The 19,055-nt window shown below is 68.4% G+C and carries 18 protein-coding genes; 4 read left to right on the top strand and 14 right to left on the bottom strand.

Annotated features, from left to right (window positions below):
* Window positions 1-44: 44 nt before the first annotated feature.
* The 8 genes from ACW174_RS10120 to petA all read right to left on the bottom strand — a co-directional run bounded on the left by ACW174_RS10120 (window position 45) and on the right by petA (window position 9,093).
* On the bottom strand, window positions 45-1,682 hold the full coding sequence (locus ACW174_RS10120; protein ID WP_492014307.1) for a saccharopine dehydrogenase family protein: 1,638 nt from the start codon (window positions 1,680-1,682) through the stop codon (window positions 45-47).
* Window positions 1,679-2,107 carry a thiol-disulfide oxidoreductase DCC family protein gene (locus ACW174_RS10115; RefSeq protein WP_492014306.1) on the bottom strand — a complete coding sequence of 143 codons (429 nt, stop codon included), beginning with the start codon at window positions 2,105-2,107 and terminating at the stop codon, window positions 1,679-1,681. Before ACW174_RS10115 ends, ACW174_RS10120 begins: the two co-directional genes overlap by 4 nt.
* 184 nt (window positions 2,108-2,291) lie before the next feature.
* Window positions 2,292-2,678, bottom strand: a complete 387-nt coding sequence (locus tag ACW174_RS10110) for a RidA family protein (RefSeq protein ID WP_492014305.1) — start codon at window positions 2,676-2,678, stop codon at window positions 2,292-2,294.
* The gene (locus ACW174_RS10105) at window positions 2,678-4,300 is read right to left on the bottom strand and encodes a M28 family peptidase (RefSeq protein ID WP_492014304.1); all 1,623 of its coding nucleotides are present in this window, start codon (window positions 4,298-4,300) and stop codon (window positions 2,678-2,680) included. The genes ACW174_RS10110 and ACW174_RS10105 overlap by 1 nt, the downstream gene beginning before the upstream one ends.
* Before the next feature lie 238 nt (window positions 4,301-4,538).
* Window positions 4,539-6,185: a M28 family metallopeptidase gene (locus ACW174_RS10100; RefSeq protein ID WP_492014303.1), complete on the bottom strand. Its 1,647-nt coding sequence runs from the start codon at window positions 6,183-6,185 to the stop codon at window positions 4,539-4,541.
* Window positions 6,186-6,350: 165 nt separating this feature from the next.
* On the bottom strand, window positions 6,351-7,229 hold the full coding sequence (locus ACW174_RS10095; protein ID WP_492014302.1) for a cytochrome c1: 879 nt from the start codon (window positions 7,227-7,229) through the stop codon (window positions 6,351-6,353).
* Between the two features lie 8 nt (window positions 7,230-7,237).
* The gene (locus ACW174_RS10090) at window positions 7,238-8,536 is read right to left on the bottom strand and encodes a cytochrome b (protein ID WP_492014301.1); all 1,299 of its coding nucleotides are present in this window, start codon (window positions 8,534-8,536) and stop codon (window positions 7,238-7,240) included.
* A 17-nt stretch (window positions 8,537-8,553) separates the two neighbouring features.
* On the bottom strand, window positions 8,554-9,093 hold the full coding sequence (gene petA, locus ACW174_RS10085) for a ubiquinol-cytochrome c reductase iron-sulfur subunit (RefSeq protein ID WP_492014300.1): 540 nt from the start codon (window positions 9,091-9,093) through the stop codon (window positions 8,554-8,556).
* A 196-nt stretch (window positions 9,094-9,289) separates the two neighbouring features.
* Between petA and ACW174_RS10080 the strand changes: the two genes are divergently transcribed.
* A complete protein-coding gene (locus ACW174_RS10080; protein WP_492014299.1) occupies window positions 9,290-9,733 on the top strand; it encodes a tRNA (cytidine(34)-2'-O)-methyltransferase in 444 nt (147 codons plus the stop codon).
* On the opposite strand, the gene ACW174_RS10075 is transcribed toward ACW174_RS10080, so the two are convergent.
* Window positions 9,730-10,311 (bottom strand): NUDIX domain-containing protein, encoded by a 582-nt coding sequence (locus ACW174_RS10075; RefSeq protein WP_492014298.1) that lies wholly within the window; start codon window positions 10,309-10,311, stop codon window positions 9,730-9,732. The genes ACW174_RS10080 and ACW174_RS10075 overlap by 4 nt on opposite strands.
* 8 nt (window positions 10,312-10,319) lie before the next feature.
* Complete coding sequence (locus tag ACW174_RS10070) at window positions 10,320-11,582, bottom strand: dipeptidase (RefSeq protein ID WP_492014297.1); 1,263 nt, start codon at window positions 11,580-11,582, stop codon at window positions 10,320-10,322.
* A gap of 99 nt (window positions 11,583-11,681) precedes the next feature.
* On the opposite strand from ACW174_RS10070, the gene hemF reads away from it, so the two are divergent.
* Window positions 11,682-12,557, top strand: a complete 876-nt coding sequence (hemF, locus tag ACW174_RS10065) for an oxygen-dependent coproporphyrinogen oxidase (protein WP_492014296.1) — start codon at window positions 11,682-11,684, stop codon at window positions 12,555-12,557.
* Here the strand turns inward: hemF and ACW174_RS10060 are convergent.
* The gene (locus ACW174_RS10060; protein WP_492014295.1) at window positions 12,554-13,429 is read right to left on the bottom strand and encodes a LysR family transcriptional regulator; all 876 of its coding nucleotides are present in this window, start codon (window positions 13,427-13,429) and stop codon (window positions 12,554-12,556) included. The genes hemF and ACW174_RS10060 overlap by 4 nt on opposite strands.
* Window positions 13,430-13,505: 76 nt before the next feature.
* Here ACW174_RS10060 and ACW174_RS10055 point away from each other — a divergent pair, with 76 nt between their 5' ends.
* Window positions 13,506-14,546, top strand: a complete 1,041-nt coding sequence (locus tag ACW174_RS10055) for a YeiH family protein (protein WP_492014294.1) — start codon at window positions 13,506-13,508, stop codon at window positions 14,544-14,546.
* On the opposite strand, the gene ACW174_RS10050 is transcribed toward ACW174_RS10055, so the two are convergent.
* Both ACW174_RS10050 and ACW174_RS10045 read right to left on the bottom strand, forming a co-directional pair.
* Window positions 14,543-17,029 carry a hybrid sensor histidine kinase/response regulator gene (locus ACW174_RS10050; protein ID WP_492014293.1) on the bottom strand — a complete coding sequence of 829 codons (2,487 nt, stop codon included), beginning with the start codon at window positions 17,027-17,029 and terminating at the stop codon, window positions 14,543-14,545. The two genes, ACW174_RS10055 and ACW174_RS10050, sit on opposite strands and share 4 nt — an antisense overlap.
* 37 nt (window positions 17,030-17,066) lie before the next feature.
* On the bottom strand, window positions 17,067-17,756 hold the full coding sequence (locus tag ACW174_RS10045) for a type 1 glutamine amidotransferase (RefSeq protein WP_492014292.1): 690 nt from the start codon (window positions 17,754-17,756) through the stop codon (window positions 17,067-17,069).
* A 136-nt stretch (window positions 17,757-17,892) separates the two neighbouring features.
* On the opposite strand from ACW174_RS10045, the gene ACW174_RS10040 reads away from it, so the two are divergent.
* Window positions 17,893-18,195 carry an antibiotic biosynthesis monooxygenase family protein gene (locus tag ACW174_RS10040; RefSeq protein WP_492014291.1) on the top strand — a complete coding sequence of 101 codons (303 nt, stop codon included), beginning with the start codon at window positions 17,893-17,895 and terminating at the stop codon, window positions 18,193-18,195.
* A gap of 3 nt (window positions 18,196-18,198) precedes the next feature.
* Here ACW174_RS10040 and rlmJ read toward each other — a convergent pair whose 3' ends face one another.
* Entirely contained in the window at window positions 18,199-19,017 is an 819-nt protein-coding gene (gene rlmJ / locus ACW174_RS10035; RefSeq protein WP_492014290.1) for a 23S rRNA (adenine(2030)-N(6))-methyltransferase RlmJ, read from the bottom strand.
* Between the last annotated feature and the right edge of the window lie 38 nt (window positions 19,018-19,055).

The following is a 19,055-nucleotide window of genomic DNA, read 5'->3' as shown; positions in this document are numbered from 1 at the left end:
TCGCCGTCACCTCCGGCAACCGCGCCGGGACGGACGGGAAGGGCTCAGCGGACCCGCTCCAGCCAGCCCCGATAGCGCACCACCCGCCCGATCAGCGGCAGGCTGATCGTGACGTCGAAGACGAACCGGCCCTCCGCGTCCACCTCTTCGAACGCCACCGTCGACGGCGACAACCCCTTGGGCAAGGGCATCGGCCCGGCCCGCCAGCCCTCGACGCGATAGACCAGCCGATCCCCCTCCGGCGTCAGGATCAGGTCCATGCTCAGCGGCCCGAACCGCTCGCTGACCCGCCCGCCGGGCCGGGGCCGCGACAGCACGCTGGCGAAGCCGTGGCCGCCGATCCGCCGTCGCCAGATCGCGCGCTCGCCGTCGGCCTCGACGGCGACCTCGGCCTCGCAGTCCGCCTGCGCCCTGGGGAAGCCGACGAGCCGCGCGACCAGCGCCGCCAGCGGGGTCGTCGCCCCCTCCGTCATCGCCCGGCCCCGCCACAGAGACCGCCCCGGCGTCTCGTGCAGGGTCCGGATCGGTGCGGGCAGGCTGTCGAACGCCGGACCGATGGCGTTGGGATACAGCCCCCTGTGCGTCTCCGTCGTCGTGCTCAGGCCATGCGGCGCCATCTCGTCCACGATGGCCTCCAGCGGCAGCACGCCCACACAGGCCCGCGCGCCCGGCGCGACCCCTCCGGCGGCGATGGCGCGAATGGCGGCCAGGGCGGGCAGCGACGGCGTCACCGGCCCCTCCCCCGGTTCGGCCACCAGCCGCCAGACCGCCCGTACCGCCCGGCCCTGTCCGTCCACGCCCAGCGCCTGCACCCGCATCGCGCCCCGGTCCGATCCGCTCGTGGAATGCAGCTTCGCCATCACCAGCAGCGCCTTGGCCAGCGGCACGGGATTGAACCGCAACCACCCGACCAGCCGGGCCAGCAGCCAGCCCTCCAGATGCAGGGTCGACGGCTCCATCCCCGCCAGAAACAGGGCGCTGTCCCGCGGCGCGAACCGGGCGGGAAACAGGTCCAGATCCGGCGTCTCGCACAACGACACCCGCCGCCGCCCCGCCGCGCCGAAGTCCCGCGCATACAGCCCGCTCCAGCCGCGCCGCATCGTCCAGACGCCGCCATCGAACACCATCACCGGCCGTCCCATCCACGACAGGATGGCCTGCATGACCGACAGCCCCTTGGGCGCCCGCGCGCCGGGCGAGATGGCCGCCTCCACCGACACGATCTCGCGCCAGCCTTCGGTCAGCCGATCCAGCACGGCGTTGGACAGGGCCGGCGTCGAGCTGCACCCGGTCAGGGCGACCACGCCCGCGTCCCGGGCGGCCTCATCCAGCGCCGGAAAGGCCTTCACGAAATCCCGGCCGTCGGCCAGATCGACGGCGTGCAGCCCCGCCGCGATCGCCGCCCGCGCCGTCGTCGGCTCCGCGCCCTGGAACGGCCCGGCCATGTCGGCGACGATAGACGCTCCCGTGGCCTTCAACTGGTCCGGCGTCAGGGTCGTGGTGTCGAGCAAGGCGACTTCGACCGTCTCCCCCGGAAACGCCCGACGCAGCCGCGCCGCCACGCCCTCGGCCCGCGCCCGGTCTCGCCCGGCCACGACCACGCCGAAGCCGTGCCGCAACAGCCCCTCGGCCAGCCGCGATCCGAACACCCCGCCGGCCCCGATCACCAGCACCGTCGTCATGCCAGAAAACGCTCCCGATCCCCGGGCGACGGGACCATGCAGGCGTCGGTCCGCCCGAAGATTGCATAACGGTTCTTCGCGATCAGATCATAGACCGGGTCCCGCAACAGGCGCGGCGCCGCCTTCAGCCCCTTCAGCGCCCGCGTGCGCGGCAAGGCGCCCAGCACCGTCAGGGCCGCGTCCGATTTGAAGAAGATGCGTCCGTCCAGAACCACGGCATTGGTCTGCGGCGCCTCGGGATCGACGCTATACCGCTCCGCCAGCGCCCGCCCCGCGTCCGACTGGATCGGCAGAAAGCGGAAGCGCCGCTCGGGGTCATGATCAATGACGAACCGCACCCAGCGCGAACAGAAGACGCAGACCCCGTCGAACAGGATCAGGCCGTCGGGTTCGTCAGGAGCAGGCTGCGGCGACCAACGGCTCATGGAAGGACAGTGGGCCTCTCGGGAAAAGCGAGCAATGCGGCATTCCTCCCCTTCAGGGGAGGGGGACCATGCGAAGCATGGTGGAGGGGCGCCGGCGGAGTGCGCGGTTGGCCTCGCCGGAGCGCGCGGCAGGCGCCCCTCCACCGCTACGCGGTCCCCCTCCCCCAAGGGGGAGGAACCGGATTTACCCCGCCGCCACGGCCTCGATCTCGACCAGCCAGCCCGCTTCGAACAGCCCCGTCACGATCACCGTCAGCGCGGTTTGCCGTCCGCCCAGCCGTCTCAGCCGGACCTCCCGGTTCGGAAGAGCAAACTCCCGATCCGACAGGAAGGTCGTGACCTTCACCAGATTGTCCAGCGTCATCCCCGCCGCCCGCAGCTGGGTCTCCACATTGTCCCAGACCTGCTCGCACTGGCCGGTGAAGTCGTCGGCCAGCGACCCGTCCGGCGCGACCGGAATCTGTCCGGACAGATAAAGCCAGCGGGTCGCCCCGCTGACTTCACAGGCCTGGGCATACTCGCCCTCCGCCGGCGGCGAGCCGTCGCCGGTCAAGGGGCGGATCGACAGCATCAGTCGCGCGCCGCGTCCGAACGGGCCCGCACCTGGGCGAACTCCGAGGTCGGCTTCCAGCCCGGCCAGTCGCGGCTGTTCGCGAGATCGAGGCCCAGATGGTACAGCAGGGTCAGGTTCTCGACCGCCGAGGTCAGGTCCCAGTCCGCCGACCATTCGTCCGACGCCTTGTGATAGTCGGCGGCGAACTTGGCCTTCCACGCGGCCTCGCCGGCTTCACGCCCGCCCTCGACCCAGTCCCAGCCGTGCCACGGCATGATCGCCGGCACGCCCATGCGGGCGAAGGGGAAGTGGTCCGAGCGGTAGTAGAAGCCCTGCTCCGGCTGGTGATCGTCCGAAACATAGCGGCCCAGCGGGGCGGCCAGCGCCTCCAGCCGGTCCTCCAGATCGTTCTGTCCCTTGCCGAAGATCGGCACGTCGCGGGTCGAGGGCGACAGCGGCAGCATGTCGATATTGATGTCGGCGACGGTGGTCTCCAGCGGATAGACCGGGTTGGCCGCATAGCCGTACGAGCCCAGCAGGCCCAGCTCCTCCGCCGCCATATGGGCGAAGACGATGGTGCGTTGCGGACGCGGCGCGGCGCTCAGCTGACGCGCCATCTCCAGCACGCCGATCGTGCCCGAGGCATTGTCCCAGGCGCCGTTCCAGATCTGGTCGCCGGTCACGCCGGGGTGCTGGTCGGCGCCGCCCACGTGATCCCAGTGGGCCGAATAGATGATGGTCTCGTCCGGGTGGGTCGTGCCGGGAATCCTGGCCAGCAGATTGTGCGTCACCAGGGTGTCGATGGTCTCGGACACGTCCAGCGACAGGCTGACGCCGTTCAGCGGCACGGCCTTGAACGCTCCGCTGGCGGTGTCGGCGAAGCTGTCCATGCCCAGACCCGCGGCCGCGGCCATGGCGAAGGCGGTGTCGTGGTTGATCGCGCCCGAGAACTCTAGGTCCGCCGCGCCCGGCGTCAGGGTGCGGGTGCGGTTGGCGCCGCGGGTCATCCCCTGCCACTGGGGCGAGCTGGCCGGCTGGGCGATCAGGGTGATCACCCCCACCGCGCCGCGACGGAAGGCTTCATCCGCCTTGTAGGCGCCCGACTGGTAGTTGGTGGCGTAGTCGCCGTTGAACACCGCGCCGTCCGGCTCGCCCGCGACGACCACCACGACCTTGCCGCGCACGTCGATGTCGCCGTAGTCGTCCCAGTTCCGCTCGGGCGCCGTGATGCCGTAGCCGGCGAAGACCAGACCCGCATTGCGGATCGAGGCGCGGCCGTCATTGGTCACGGCGCGCAGGGTGATGTCGGTTCCGACCGTCAGGGCGTGGGACTGTCCGTCCGGGCCGGTCCAGCTGGCCGTGCCGCCGGCGACGGGGGTGTAGCGCTTCAGCTCCACCGGCTGCAGCCACTGGCCGTCCGGCCCGCCGGGCTGCAGGCCCATGGCCTCGTACTGCGCCTGCAGGAAGGCCAGCACCATCCGCTCGCCCTCGGTGCCGGGATAGCGGCCCTGATAGTCGTCGGCGCTGATGGTGCGGATGTCGTTGCTGATGCGCTCGGCCGAGAAGCTCTGGGCCTGGGCGGCGCCGCTGACCAGCAGCACGGCGGCAAGGGCGATGCCGCCCGTCAGTTTGCGAAACATGGTGGGAGACTCCATCCCAAATCAGATGGCGCGCACCTTAGGGCGGCCCCGAAAGACCGCCCCTTACTTTTTTGTCATCTGGGCCGCGGCCCGTCCGTCCGTTTCTGACGCATCGGCATGCCATGGTGCCGATGGTCCTTCTCGCCGTCCGCCCGGCCCGAACCCGTTCAAGTTCGAGTCTTCTTTTTCCGAATTCAGAAAATTCGGGTCTGTATCGATCGTAACAGTATCAACCCGGCTACCGCCGCTGGTCCGCCGTCGCCGCCCGGGCCGGACCGAACTCCGAGCCGTCCTTCCACTGCGGCCAGACGCGGCTGTTCGCCAGGTCCTCACCGACCGAATACAGCACCTGCAGGTCCTCGACCTGACCCCGCAGGTCCCAGTCCGCCGACCACTCGTCCGCCGCCTGGTGATACCGGCTGCGGCCATACTCCGACCGGCTGGCCTGACGGTCGGCGAGGGGCTCGTCCCGGAAGTCGCCGGTCGAGCCGCCGTAGGTCATCGGCACCCCGCGCTTGGCCAGCGGGAAGTGGTCCGACCGGAAATAGCCGCCCGAGGCCGGGTTGGCGTCCGGCTGGATCGTCCGCCCCTGGCTCTCCACCACCGCGCCGATCCGCTCGTCCAGATCCGACTGGCCATAGCCGGTGATGCCGTACCGGTTGACCCGGCCATAGACATTCATCGAGTCGACATTGAACCCGCCCACCGTCGTCGCCAGCGGATAGACCGGGTTCGAGGCATAGAACTCCGACCCCAGCAGACCGCTCTCCTCGGCCGTAAAGCTGATGAAGACGATCGACCGCTCCGGCCGCGGTCCCGAACCGAAGGCCCGGGCCAGCTCCAGCAGCCCCGCCGTGCCGGTGGCGTTGTCCACCGCGCCATTGAAGATCGTATCGCCCTCGGCGTCCGGTGCCCCGACCCCGATGTGATCCCAGTGGGCCGTGTACAGGATGGTCTCGTCCGGATGCGTCGTGCCCTCCAGACGGGCGATGACATTGTGCGTCGTCACCTGGGTCGAGGCCACGTCGAACATGGCGCTGACCGTCGCGCCGGTCAGTCCGACCGGGCGGAAGTCGCGGCTGCGCGCGGCGACCTTCAGCGCCTCGAAATCCTGACCGGCGGCGCGGAACAGGTCCACCGCCACGTCGCGCTGCACCCAGGCCTCCATCGGCACGCGCTCGGCCGCCGCGTTCTGGCGCACGATGTCGAACTGCGGTCCCGACCAGCTGTTCGTCACCGTGGCCCAGCCGTAGGACGCCGGCGCGCTCTCGTGGACGATGATCACGCCCGCCGCGCCCTTCCGCGCGGCCTCCTCATATTTGTACGTCCAGCGACCGTAGTAGGTCATGGCCCGCCCGCCAAAGGTGTTCAGCTCCGGCTCCTCGAAGTCGGCGTCATTGACCAGCACGACGATCACCTTGCCGCGGACGTCCACGTCCTTGAAATCGTTCCACTGCCGCTCGGGCGCATCGATGCCGTAGCCGACGAAGACGAGCGGCGCGTCCATCAGGTGCACGTGCTCGCCCGGCAGGCGGGTCGAGATCACGATCTGCTGGCCCTGGGTCAGCGGCACGGCCGTCTCCCCGACCTTGAACTGGGCCCGGATGTTCGACGCGGTGAAGCGGTTCAGGGTCACGTCCTGCGTCCACTGACCGTTCGGCCCGCCCGGCTGCATCCCCGCCGCGCCGTACTGGGCGCTCAGATAGTCGATGACCTTCTGTTCCGCCGGGGTGGCGATGCCGCGCCCCTCGAAGCTGTCGTCCGACAGGACCCGCACGTCCTCGGACAGGCGCGCCGTGTCGAAGGTCGGGGTCTGGGCGGCGACGCCCGTCGCGGTGAGCAGGGCGCCGGCGATCAGCGCGGCGACGGAGACGGACAGACGCATGCTTTGGACACCCTCGGCCTTTTGAACAGGAGGCGGACGTTAGGGCGCCGCGCCGGGGCTGTCGATCAGGCCGCGACGCCGCAGGGGCCGGGATCCGGCGCAACGAAAAACCCGCCGGAGCGCAGGCTCCGGCGGGTCGATCATGTCAGCCTGTGAAGGGGAGCCCTAGTGGGCGACGCCCTTCCAAATCCGGCGGTAGGACAGGTAGGTCACACCGGCGAACAGGAGCAGGAAGATCAGGGCGCCGACGCCGCTGCGCTTGCGCTCGACCTGCTTGGGATCCGACGCCCACGCGATGTAGGCGGCGACGTCCTTGGCATAGTTGTCGGCGGTCTGGGCCGTGCCGTCGTCATAGGTCACCTGGCCGTTCCGCAGCGGATTGGGCATGGCGATGAAACCGCCGGCCGGCACGTGGTCCGCGTCGCCCGTCCAGAACGGGGTCAGGTCGCCGGCCATATAGGCATTGTAATTCTGGCCCGGACGGATGGTCAGACCCGCCGGAACGGCGTGATAGCCGGTCAGCAGCGAGTAGATATAATCCGCGCCGCCGTGACGCGCCTTGGCCATCACCGACAGGTCGGGCGGGGCTGCGCCGCCGTTGGCCGCGGCCGCGGCCGTGGCGTTCGGGTAGGGGTTGGGGAAGCGGTCGGCGGCGGTGCCGTCGCGCATCACCGGCTCGCCGGTTTCGGTGTCGATGTCCGCGATCTGCACTTCCTTGGCCAGCGCCTTGACGAAGCGGTTCTCGGCCGCGCTGGCCTGGTGCGCGTCGTAGAAGGGACCGCCCGGCTCGGCCAGGGTGCGGAAGTGCATCAGGTTCATGCTGTGGCAGGCCGCGCAGACCTCCCGGTACACCTTGTAGCCGCGTTGCAGCTGGCCCTGGTCGAACCGGCCGAACGGGCCGTCGAACGAGAAGCCGCCGTCACGCAGGGCGTGGCCTTCGCCGCCCGCGGCCAGAGCCGGGCCGGCGGCGAGGGTCAGGCCGGCCGCCGCGGCGATCAGGACCAGGGTCTTCTTCATGGAACGCATCGAAGTCTTGAGGGTCATGGTCGCGATCAGCCCTTGTGCTCGTCGCCACCCGACAGAACGGGTTCCGAAATGGTCGCCGGGATCGGGAGCGGCTTCTCCTTCAGACCCACCAGCGGCAGGATCACGAGGAAGAAGGCGAAGTAATAGAGGGTGAAGAACCGGGTCAGCCACAGGTAGCTGTTCAGGTCACCGTCGACGAGGGTGAAGGTCTTGAAGTCACCGATCACCGGGGCATCGGGCAACTGACCACCACACCAGCCCAGACCGATACCGACGATCACGAAGATGATGAAGAAGGTCCGCATCGTCGGGCGGTAGCGCATCGAACGCACCTTCGACGTGTCCAGCCACGGCAGGACGAACAGCACGCCGATGGCGCCGAACATCGCCACCACGCCGCCGAACTTGTCCGGGACAGCGCGCAGGATCGCGTAGAAGGGCAGCATGTACCACTCGGGCACGATGTGCGCCGGAGTCTGCAGCGGGTTGGCCGGGATGTAGTTGTCGGCGTGACCCAGGGCGTTCGGCATGAAGAAGACGAACAGCGCGAACAGGATCAGGAACAGGATGATGGCGAAGCCGTCCTTGACCGTGAAGTACGGGTGGAACGGGACCATATCCTTCTTCTCCCGATCCTTCGGGATCAGGATGCCGACCGGGTTGTTCTGGCCGGCGGTGTGCAGGGCCCACAGGTGGAGGACCACGCAGCCCGCGATCACGAACGGCAGCAGGTAGTGCAGCGAGAAGAAGCGGTTCAGCGTCGCGTTATCGATGGCCGGGCCGCCGCGCAGCCAGATCAGGATGGGCTCGCCGACGACCGGGATGGCCCCGATCAGATTGGTGATCACCTCGGCGCCCCAGTAGGACATCTGGCCCCACGGCAGGACGTAGCCGAGGAAGGCGGTGGCGATCATCAGGAAGAAGATCACGCAGCCGACGATCCAGATCATCTCGCGCGGCGCCTTGTACGACCCGTAATAGAGCCCCCGCAGCATGTGCAGGTAGACCGCGATGAAGAACATCGAGGCCCCGTTGGCGTGGGTGTACCGGATGATGTCGCCGCCGTTGACGTCACGCATGATGCGCTCGACCGAGGCGAAGGCCAGTTCGGTGTTGGGCACGTAGTGCATGGCCAGCACGATGCCGGTCGCGATCTGGGTCGCGAGGCAGAGGGCCAGGATGCCGCCGAAGGTCCACCAGTAGTTGAGGTTCTTCGGGGTCGGCAACGACATGTAGTCCGCGCCGAAGCGGACGATCGGAAGACGGCTGTCGAGCCATTTCTCGACGCCGGTCTTGGGGACGTAGGTGGATTCGTGATCGCTCATCGTTCTCTTATCCGTCCTCAGCCGATCTTCACGCGCGTGTCGGACACGAACTCGTACTCCGGCACCACCAAGTTGGCCGGCGCCGGCCCCTTACGGATGCGGCCCGAGGCGTCGTAGTGCGAACCGTGGCAGGGGCAGAACCAGCCACCGAAGTCACCGGTGCCGAAGGTCGGGACGCAGCCCAGGTGGGTGCAGTTGCCCAGCACGACGAGATACTTCTCGTGGCCCGGCTTGGTGCGCTCGGCATCCGTCTGCGGTTCTTTCAGGTCGCTGGCGTGGTCATCGGCGATGACGCGCTGCAACTCGGCGGGCGAGCGGAAGCGCACGAACACCGGCTTGCCCTGCCATTTGATGACGACCTGCTGGCCTTCCTGGACCTTGGTCATGTCGAATTCGATCGACGCCAGGGCCAGGGTGTCCGCCGCGGGGTTCATCTGGTTGATCAGCGGCCAGACGACCATGGCGCCCGCGCCGACCGCGGCCGCACCGGCGGCGATGTGGATGAAGTCCCGGCGGGTGGCGTCGCCGCCTTCGCCTTCAACGACCGATTCGGCCACGTCTCACTCCTCGTACGCCGCTTTCCACGCCCGGGAAGGAGCATGGCGATCACGGCATGAATGCATTAGCGGAAACCCGGAAATCCCGCCCGACCCGTCTTTGCGGCGCTTCGACGCAAGTGGCTGACGCCACTTGCGAAACAGTCGCAAAACAGACCGCGACAAGCCCCCGGGCCACGCGTATGAGGGCTCTAGAATGCGTCTCGCCCTTTTTCAACCAGCCATTCCGCAGAACGTCGGCGCTTGCATCAGGCTGAGCGCCTGTTTCGGCGTTGAGTTGCACATCATCGAGCCCACCGGTTTCCGTCTGGATGATCGGGCGATGAAGCGCGCCGCGCTGGATTACGGCCCCTTGGGACATATGGTCAGGCATGCCGGGTGGGAGGAATTCCATCGGGACAAGGGGGCTGGCCGGCTGATTCTGTTCACGACCAAGGGCGCCACCCCGATCCAGGACTTCGCCTTCCGGCCGGACGATACGCTCCTGTTCGGCAGCGAGCCCACGGGCGCGCCGGATTTCGTCCACGCGGCCGCGGATGAGCGGGTGGTGATTCCACTGAAACCGGGCGCGCGGTCGTTGAACCTGTCGGTGTCGGCGGGAATCGCCCTGTTCGAAGCCCTCAGACAGACAGGCCTCTAGGCAAAGACCGTCAGGGCCGCGTGTTGCAACAACATGATGGTCTTGGCGTCGCGGATGCGGCCGTCGCCGATCATGGCCATGGCCTCGTTGAAAGCGAGTTCGAGCACGTCGATCTCCTCCCCCTCGCCTTCCAGACCCCCGCCGTCCCCGATCCTCATGGAGGCGTCATATTCGGCGACGTACAGGTGCAGGCATTCCGTGACCGAGCCCGGGCTCATGAAGCTCTCGAACACCAGGCGGATGTCGCCCAGGCGATAGCCGATCTCCTCCTCGACTTCCGACCGGATCCGCGCCTCGGGATCGGCGTCGTCCAGCAGCCCGGCAGGGACCTCGATCAACAGGCCGTCGTAGCCGTTGCTGAACGCCGGATAGCGGAACTGCTGCGTCAGAATGACCGTACGGGTGGCCAGGTTATACGGCAGCAGGGCGACGCCGTTGCCACGGTCGTAAGCCTCACGCTCCTGGGTTTGCCAGCTTCCATCCTTGCGGCGCCAGTCAAAGGTGGCCTTGCGCAGGATATACCAGTTGTCAGAGAGGACCTTGATGGCGTGGACGCGCACACGGTCGGCGACAGACATCGGCTTGCTCATTCCGGGGCGCCCTCGGACGCCAGAACGGCAAGGCCGGGGCGGTCGGCCGACTTTCCGGTCGTGATCGTTTCGACCGCGCGCATCACGCGCAGTACATTCTCGCCCGCCAGCTTCCGGATATCCGCCTCGGTCCAGCCATTCGCCATCAGGGCGGCGAGGATGCGGGGATAGGCGTCCACGCCGCTGATCCCGTCCGGCAGGGCGTCCACGCCGTCGAAGTCGCCGCCCAGCCCCACATGGTCGATCCCCGCCACGTCGCGGACGTGCTGGATATGGGCGACGACATCGGCGATGCCCGCGTGCGGAATAGGGTTGGCGGCGGTCCAGGCGGTCAGGCCGTCGCTCACGGCCTGCGGGGAGCCCGGGTTCAGAGCCTTCAGCCGGGCCTCCTCGGCGGCGCGGCCGGCGTTCCAGCTGCGCACGGTCTCATTCACGAAGCCCGGCACGAAGGTGACCATCACCACGCCGCCGTCCCCGGGCATCATCCGCAGGACAGTGTCCGGCACGTTGCGCGGGTGGCCGGTCACGGCGCGGGCGGACGAGTGCGAGAAGATCACCGGCGCCTCGGACACCCGCATGGCGTCCAGCATGGTCTCCTCCGAGACGTGGCTGAGATCGACCATCATGCCGATCCGGTTCATCTCCCGGACCACCTGCTCGCCAAAGGGCGACAGGCCGCCCCATTTGGGCGCGTCTGTGGCGCTGTCGGCCCACGAGGTCGTCTTCGAATGGGTCAGGGTCATGTAGCGAACCCCGGCCTGGTGGAACTCGCGCAGCAGACCGAGGGAGTCGTCGATGGAATAGCCGCCCTCGATCCCCATCAGGCTGGCGATGCGGCCCTGACGGTGGATGCGGACCACATCTTCGGCGGTCGTGGCCAGTTCGAACACATCGGGATGGGCCGCGACGAGGCGGCGGACGGTGTCGATCTGCCCCCACGTCTCGCGGGCGGCTTCGGTCGGGGGTAGCGAAGCCGGGACATAGACCGACCAGAACTGACCGCCGACGCCGCCCGCGCGGAGGCGAGGAATGTCGGTGTGCAGTTCGGTCGAGGCGTGCAGGTCGCGGGTCAGGTCCACGGCGTAGGGATCGTTGCCGTGTCCCTGGCGCAGGGCCCAAGGCAGGTCGTTGTGGCCGTCGATCAGCGGCGTTCGCTCCAGAATGCGCCAGGCGCGCGCGGAGCCCGAGTCGTCCTGCGCCAATGCCGGCGCCGCCGCGGCGGACAGGGCGGCGGCGGCCATAAGGGCTGTGCGAAGCATCGGCGGTCTCCCCAAACGAACACGGGAGACAGTGGCAGAGGCGTGGGCATCGTCAAAGGCGACACTTTCGTCCGGCGACGCCACGGCCTAGGAAGCGCCATGACCGACGCCTCCGATCCCCTCGCGCAGAAAAAAGCCGACGCCCGCCAGTGGTTCGAAGCCCTGCGCGACCGCATCCACGCCGGGTTCGAGGCGCTGGAGGACGCGGCGCCCGCCGACCTGTTCCCCGGCGAACCCGGCCGGTTCGTGCGCACGCCCTGGGAGCGCAAGGACGGCGGCGGCGGGGTCATGGGCATGATGCACGGCCGCCTTTTCGAAAAGGTCGGGGTCCACGTCTCGACCGTGCACGGGACCTTCCCCGCCGACTATGCGAAGTCGGTGCCCGGCGCAGCCGAGGACCCCCGCTTCTTCGCCACCGGCATCAGCCTGATTTGCCATCCGGTCAGCCCGCGCATTCCGGCGGTGCACATGAACACCCGCTTCATCGCCACGACCAGGAGCTGGTTCGGCGGGGGCGGCGACCTGACGCCCGTGCTGGATGTGGACCGCCATCAGGACGCTCCGGACACCGTCGCCTTCCACGCCGCCATGAAGGCCGCGTGCGACGCGCACGATCCGAGCTGGCATCCGAAGTTCAAGGCTTGGTGCGACGAGTATTTCTGGCTCCCCCACCGCAACGAGCCGCGCGGCACCGGCGGCATCTTCTACGACCACCACGACAGCGGCGACTGGGAGCGCGACTTCGCCTTTACCCGCGACGTCGGCGAAGCCTTCCTAGAGGTCTATTCGCGGATCGTGGCCGGCCGGATGAGCGAAGCCTGGACGGCGGAGGAGCGCGAGGAGCAGCTGGTCCGGCGCGGGCGCTACGTCGAGTTCAACCTGCTCTACGACCGTGGCACCATGTTCGGCCTGAAAACCGGCGGCAATGTCGACTCGATCCTGAGTTCGATGCCGCCCTTGGTGAAGTGGCCCTAAGCCATCAGGCTCACAAAGGCGTCACCCGCCCGACTGCGATACCGGTCCCGGTGGCGTAGCAGGCGGAACGGTCGTTCCGGCAGACGAAACGGCGCCACGACCAGACGGCCCGCCGCCACCGACGCCTGCGCCACGCTTTCTGACAGGGCGGTGGCTCCGGCGCCCGCCTCCGCCGCCGCCAGCACGGCTTCGTTCGCCGGCAGGGTCATGGCGATGGGCAGGGTCGCCGGATCGATCCCCGCGGCCCGCACCGCCTCCTCCAGCGTGGACCGGGTGCCCGAACCCCGCTCCCGCAGAACCCAAGGGCTCGACACCAGATCGGCCGCGTCCAGACGCCGCAGCCGGGCCCACGGGTGATCCGGAGCGACGACCACCGTCAGCCGATCGGAGCCTACCCGGGTCTGGCTGAGCGCCGGATCCTCTACGGTCCCCTCGACCAGACCGATCTCCGCCAGCCCCTGCAATACGGCGTCGGCGACCTCCCGCGTGTTGCCGATGGCGACGTCCAGCTCGACGCCCGGATAGGCTTCGTGGAAGGCGACGAGCCGGCGGGGAAGCCAGTAGCTGGCGATGGTCTGGCTGGCATGGATCGACAGACGGCCGCGGCGAAGCGCGCTCATGTCGGTCAGGGCGGCCTCGGCGGCGGCGGCGCGCGCCAGCACGGCGCGGGCTTCGGGGAGGAAGACGCGTCCGGTCTCGTTCAGGGTCACCCCCCGCCCGACCCGGTCGAACAGGTGGATGTCATATTCCGCTTCCAGCGCCGCCAGGGCGTTCGACACCGCTGACTGCGTCAGGTTCAACGCGCGGGCGGCCGCGGTGACATGCTGACGCTCGGCCACGGCGACGAAGATGCGAAGGCGTTCCAGCGTCATGATCAATCTCCGGATCGGATCATTCAGACAATAACAATCCGTTGGATGTGGGTCGAGCAAGAGCGCACGACAGGTCATGACCGCGTCGCCGATGAGCCCTCCGCTGCCCTCCACGAACACTGTGTGGAAGATCCTGCCCGGACTGGTGCTGTGCGCGGTCGTCAGCGTCGCGGCGGCAGGACTGGCGGAGATCGAGCGGGCGGTGTTCGGCCATGCCTGGCTGGAATCGCTGGTGCTGGCGATCCTGATCGGCGCCGGGGTGCGCACGGCGTGGACGCCCGGCGAGATCTGGCGGCCCGGCGTGTCTCTGGGAGCCAAGACCCTGCTTGAGGCGGCGGTGGTCCTGTTGGGGGCCACGGTCAGCGCGGCGACGCTGCTCAGACTTGGACTGCCTTTCATGGCGGGGATCGTGGCGGTGGTCGCGGTCGCCATCGTTGCCGGATCGGCCATCGGTCGGGCCTTGGGCCTGAGCCCGCGCATGGCCCTGCTGATCGCCTGCGGCAACGCCATCTGCGGCAACTCGGCGATCGCCGCCGTCGCTCCGGCCATTGGGGCGGAGGGTGAGGAGGTCACCGCCTCCATCGCCTTCACGGCCGTGCTGGGCGTGGCGGTGGTGCTGCTGCTGCCACTGCTGGGGACGCTGGCGCAGATGACCCCGCTGCAGTTCGGCGCCTTGGCCGGGCTGGGTGTCTATGCGGTGCCGCAGGTGCTGGCCGCCGCCGCGCCGTTCGGTCCCGTCGCAGTCCAGACCGGCGCGCTGGTGAAGCTGGCGCGGGTGCTGACCCTCGGTCCGGTCGTTTTCATCCTGTCTCTGATGAACCGGCGCACTGTGGGAGACGGCCCTGCCCTCCCCCTGCACCGCATGGTCCCGTGGTTCATCCTCGGGTTCATCGCCATGATCGCCCTGCGCTCGGCCGGCCTGATCCCCGCGCAGGCGCTGGGTCCCATCAGCGGGCTGACCCAGGTGTTGACGGTGCTGGCGATGGCGGGGCTGGGCTTGCAGACAGATCTGCGCGCGGTGGCGAAGTCCGGCGGGCGGGCGGTGCTGGCGGCGGTGCTGTCGCTGGCGGTGCTGCTGGGTCTGGCCCTGCTGCTGATCCGACTTCTGGCGCTCTAGGCGGCCGCGCGATCCGGCTGGGCCGACAGGGCCTCGGTGATCGCATTGAACAGGCTGGCCAGGGTGACCGGCTTGGTCAGATGGCCGTCCGCCCCGGCCAGACGTCCGGCCTCGACGTGTTCCGCCATGGCGTTGGCGGTCAGCATGATGATCGGCGTACGAACCAGACCCTGCTCCCGTTCGAGGGTCCGGATGGCGCGGGTAGCGGTCAATCCGTCCATGACCGGCATCTGCATATCCATCAGCACCAGATCGTAGGCGCCGTTTCGGAACGCCTCCAGCGCCTGTTGCCCGTCCTCGACCGCGACCATGTCCATCGCGGTGGCGGCCAGCATGATCTCGACCACCTTGCGGTTGGCCGGATGATCGTCGGCCAGCAGGATTCGCAGCGGCGTGGCCGACACATCGACCGCATCATCGCCCGCGACCGGCTCGACCAGAACCGCCTCGACGGGCGGCAGCGGAATCTCGAACCAGAAGGCCGCTCCCTCCCCCGGCGTGCTCTCGCAATCCAGAACGCCGCCCATCAGATCGACCAGCGCGGTGGAGATGGCGAGACCCAGGCCGGTGCCCCCGAAGCGTCGGGTAATGGAGCCGTCCGCCTGCTGGAAGCGAATGAAGATGCGGCCCTTCTGTTCGGCGTCAAAGCCGACGCCGGTGTCGTGGACCCGGAAGACGGCGCGCCCGTCCCCGATCGCCTGCACGGCGATGGACACCGCGCCCTCAGCGGTGAATTTCAGCGCGTTGGAGACGAGGTTGTTGAGCACCTGACGCAGGCGGACAGGGTCGCCCTCGACGAAGCCGGCCAAGGCCGGATCGAAATCGACATTCAGGGCCACACCCTTGTCCTCGGCCTTTACACGCCAAAGGGCGGCGACGTCGCTGACGGCCTGTTCGAGGTTGAAGGGGATGGGCTCCAGCGCGACCTGACCGGACTCGATCTTGGCGCTATCGAGGATGTCCGACAGAAGGCGCTCCAGGGTCGCGCCGGACGAGCGGATCAGCTCGACCATCTCATGCTCCTGCGCGTCCAGATCACGGCGCGCGAGGGAGTCGGCCATCGACACCACGCCGTTCAGGGGCGTGCGGATTTCATGGCTCATGTTCGCCAGGAATTCGGACTTGGCGCGGTTGGCTTCCTCGGCGCGACGACGGGCATCGCGCAGATAGCGGGTCAGCCGCCACTGCCAGGCGAGGGCGGCGGCGGCGCACAACAGGAAGAGCACCACGATGGCCGTCACGGCCAGTTGCAGCCGGGTGTTGGCGCGCGCGGTTTCGAGCTGGTGCCGACGTTCGGAAAGCTGCTGCTGCATATTTCCGGTGACCTGATGCACCCCGGCGCTGAAGCTGCGGGCGGCATCGGTTTCGCCGACCAGCATGTGGGCGCGCAGAACGCGATAGGCCTCGGCCGGGCGACCTTCTGCGAACAGGATTTCCGCCTCGACGTGATCCACTTCGGACTGATGGCCGACCTCCATCTCCAAACCGCGCAGGACGGCAAGGTCGCGGCGAGCAGCGGCGACCTGCCCTGTCCGGGCGCGGGCGATAGCCCGCAGCGGCAGGGCGTCACGCGCGAGGAAGGCGGCTTCGCCCAGATCCTCTCCATAGGGCGCCAGACAGGTCAGAACAGCCTGCGGCTGCTGCCGCGCATTGGCCACCGTGGCGCAGAGGCTGGCGTCATAGATTTTCAGCGCCGGCACATCCGATCGCTCGGCCAAACGATGGTGAGCGGCGAAATAGCGCGCTGCCCGGTCGTTGTCGCCGATGCTCACCGCCATCATGGTCAGGTTGTAGAGGCTGTCGAAGTCAGGACGCGGATAGGCCTGGTTGGAATAGTCGATCTCGAATTTGCGGAAGGCGTCGGCGGCGCCCTCGACGTCGTTCAGGTCCTTCAGCCCCATGCCCGCAACCTCCCAGATGCCGGCCCGTGCGGTATCGGCGAAGGGGTCGTTGGCGGGAATGTCCGACTCGGCGGCGGTCAGCAGTTGCAGGCCTTCACCGACCTTGGACTGATCGATCAGCCACAGGGCGGCCAGTCGGGCGGCATGGGCGCGAACGAACCAGTCCCGGCCCGTCGTCGTCATATGGCCCATCTGCGTCGCCACCCCGACCTCGCCCTGATCGTAGCGGATGGCCAGGTCGTTCAACTGGGCGATATCGATGTAGCGGGCGTCGTTCTGGGCCCGGGCCGCGGCGGCGAGGCGGCGGTTCCAGACCTTTGCCCGTTCGAACTCGCCCTGGTTCAACGTGGTCCAGGTGACATGGTAGAGCCGGTTCAGCCCCTCGCGATCCGTGCGGGTCATGGCCTCGCGACCGAAGTGCTCCAGCGCCGCGAACGTGGTCGATGCCGCACGACGCTCAACGAAATCGGCCAGCCGCGTTCCGTCGTCAGAGGGCCGCGACGTCTGGGCGCGCACGGCCGTCGCGCCCCCGAACAGAGCGAGCAAAACAGCAACGGTAAGCGCGAAACGGAAAGGCGGCATGCCCGTCCTCCATCGCACAGCATTCATTGAATAAGGTTTACGGCTTCAGGAAGCCGCGGATCCAGTCCGTTACAACCGCGCGATCATTGGGCCCGGACAGGGTGCCGAGCGCCTCATCGACCGTTTCCGGTGGAATCCGTCCGCGCCGCCCCGCCGTCAGGTCCGCGGCGTAATCAGGGGTGAATTCCGGGTGTCCCTGAAAGCTGATGGCGTCCTCGCCCCACGCCAGTCCGGCGAAGGGTGTAAAGTCGCTCCGCAGGGTGACACGGGCATTGTCGGGGACGGCGACGACCTGATCCTGATGCGAGACCGGGATAGCGACCGTCGCGGCGGCGGGCGTCATCCAGCCGCCCGTCCCGACCACCTGATAGCGATGCAGGCCCACGCCCCAGCCGCGGTCCGACTTTTCGACCCGCCCCCCCAAGGCCTGCGCCATCGCCTGATGGCCGAAGCAGACACCGACCAGCCGGGTCTGGCCCTGCGCCAGCCGGATCCAGTCGAGCAGCGCCTCGATCCACGCCTCGGCTTCGTAAACGCCGGCCGCCGAACCGGTGATGATGGCGCCATCGAAGGCGACCGGATCGGGCCACTCGCCTTGCTGTACATCGAAGGTGGTCACGTCGAACCCGTCGCCCAGCAGGCTCCGGAACATGGCGGGATAGTCGCCGTGGACCAAGGCCAACGTCGGGGGCGGCGCACCGGTCTTCAGGACGGCGATACGGGTCATACGGCTCTCCAGAGGCTTACCGATATGGTCCGACGACGCGGACAGGCAAGGCGCCGCGGGCGAGCTCGGACACGGAGGCCAATTTTAATGGAGCGTCCGTACAAAGCTGAAGCAAAACTCGTCTAGAGGACACGCCATGTCCGACGCCGATCCCGTAGTGCTTATCAACGTCTATCGGTGCGAGCCCGAGCGCCAGCCCGCCCTGATGGAACATCTGGCGATCATGGTCGCAGCCCAAAGGCAGGCAGAAGGATTCGTTTCGGCCACCCTGCACAGGGGACTGAACGGCAAGGTCGCGGCCGTCCACGCGGTCTGGCGCTCCCGTGAGGACTGGAAGGCCATGGCCCGGTCGCCGGACGTTGCGAAAGCGATGGAGCCGATCATGGCCATCGCTACCTTCGAACCGAACCTCTACGAGCCCGGCGAAGTCATAGAATAGGGCTCAGGCGGTCCAGACCTCGGCCTTGGCCCCCGCGTCGCCCAAGGTGGCGGCCACCCAGTCGCAGACCTGACGCGCGGCCTCTTCCGCGCCCGCCGGGGCGTTCAGGATGACCATGGCGCAACCGTTCATCTTCATCGGATTGGTCAGCGGGCGCAGCCGAGCCTCGGCGACCAGCACCCGCTTGGCGCCCGCCTCGTCCAGACGACGCAGGAAGCCGTCGAAGGTTTCAAGATCCTTCAGCGGGGTCCAGACCGCGACCATGGCCCGCGGGTCGGCGCGGACGATCGCGGCGGCGGTGTCGGCGGCGCGGATATAGTCGTCCGGCCGCTCGAACGGCGGGTCGATCAGCACAAAGGCTCCCGGTGCGCGGGCGGCCTCTGACCGGGCCTGATCATAGCCGTCCCCGCCACGGGCCGTGGCCTGCGGAAAGGGCTTGAGCGCCTCGATCAACAGGTCCAGCACCGGGGGATTCAGCTCGAACCCCACATAGTGATCGTCCCGATCCAGCCGCCTCGCGATCAGAAGGGGCGACCCGGGATAAAGGCGTGCGCCGCCGTGCGGGTTCAGTTCGCCCACCGCCTTCGCCAGACCCTCGATCAGCGGCGGACGCCCCTGCGCCGCCATCAGCCGCACGATTCCGGCCTCCGCCTCCTTCGACCGGACCGCATCGCCGCTGAGGTCATAGACTCCGGCGCCCGCATGGGTGTCGATCACCGTCACCGGTCCTGTGGCGCGGCGACGGTCGAGCAGCCAGAGCACGAGCGCATGCTTGACGAGATCAGCGAAATTTCCGGCATGGAAGCTGTGGCGATAGTTCATCTGCATGCCCTCCGCCTCCCGGTGCGCCGGGTCAAGAG

It is taken from the genome of Brevundimonas sp. AVps31, assembly GCF_058681355.1.
This window is presented reverse-complemented; position numbering and strand designations above follow the sequence as displayed.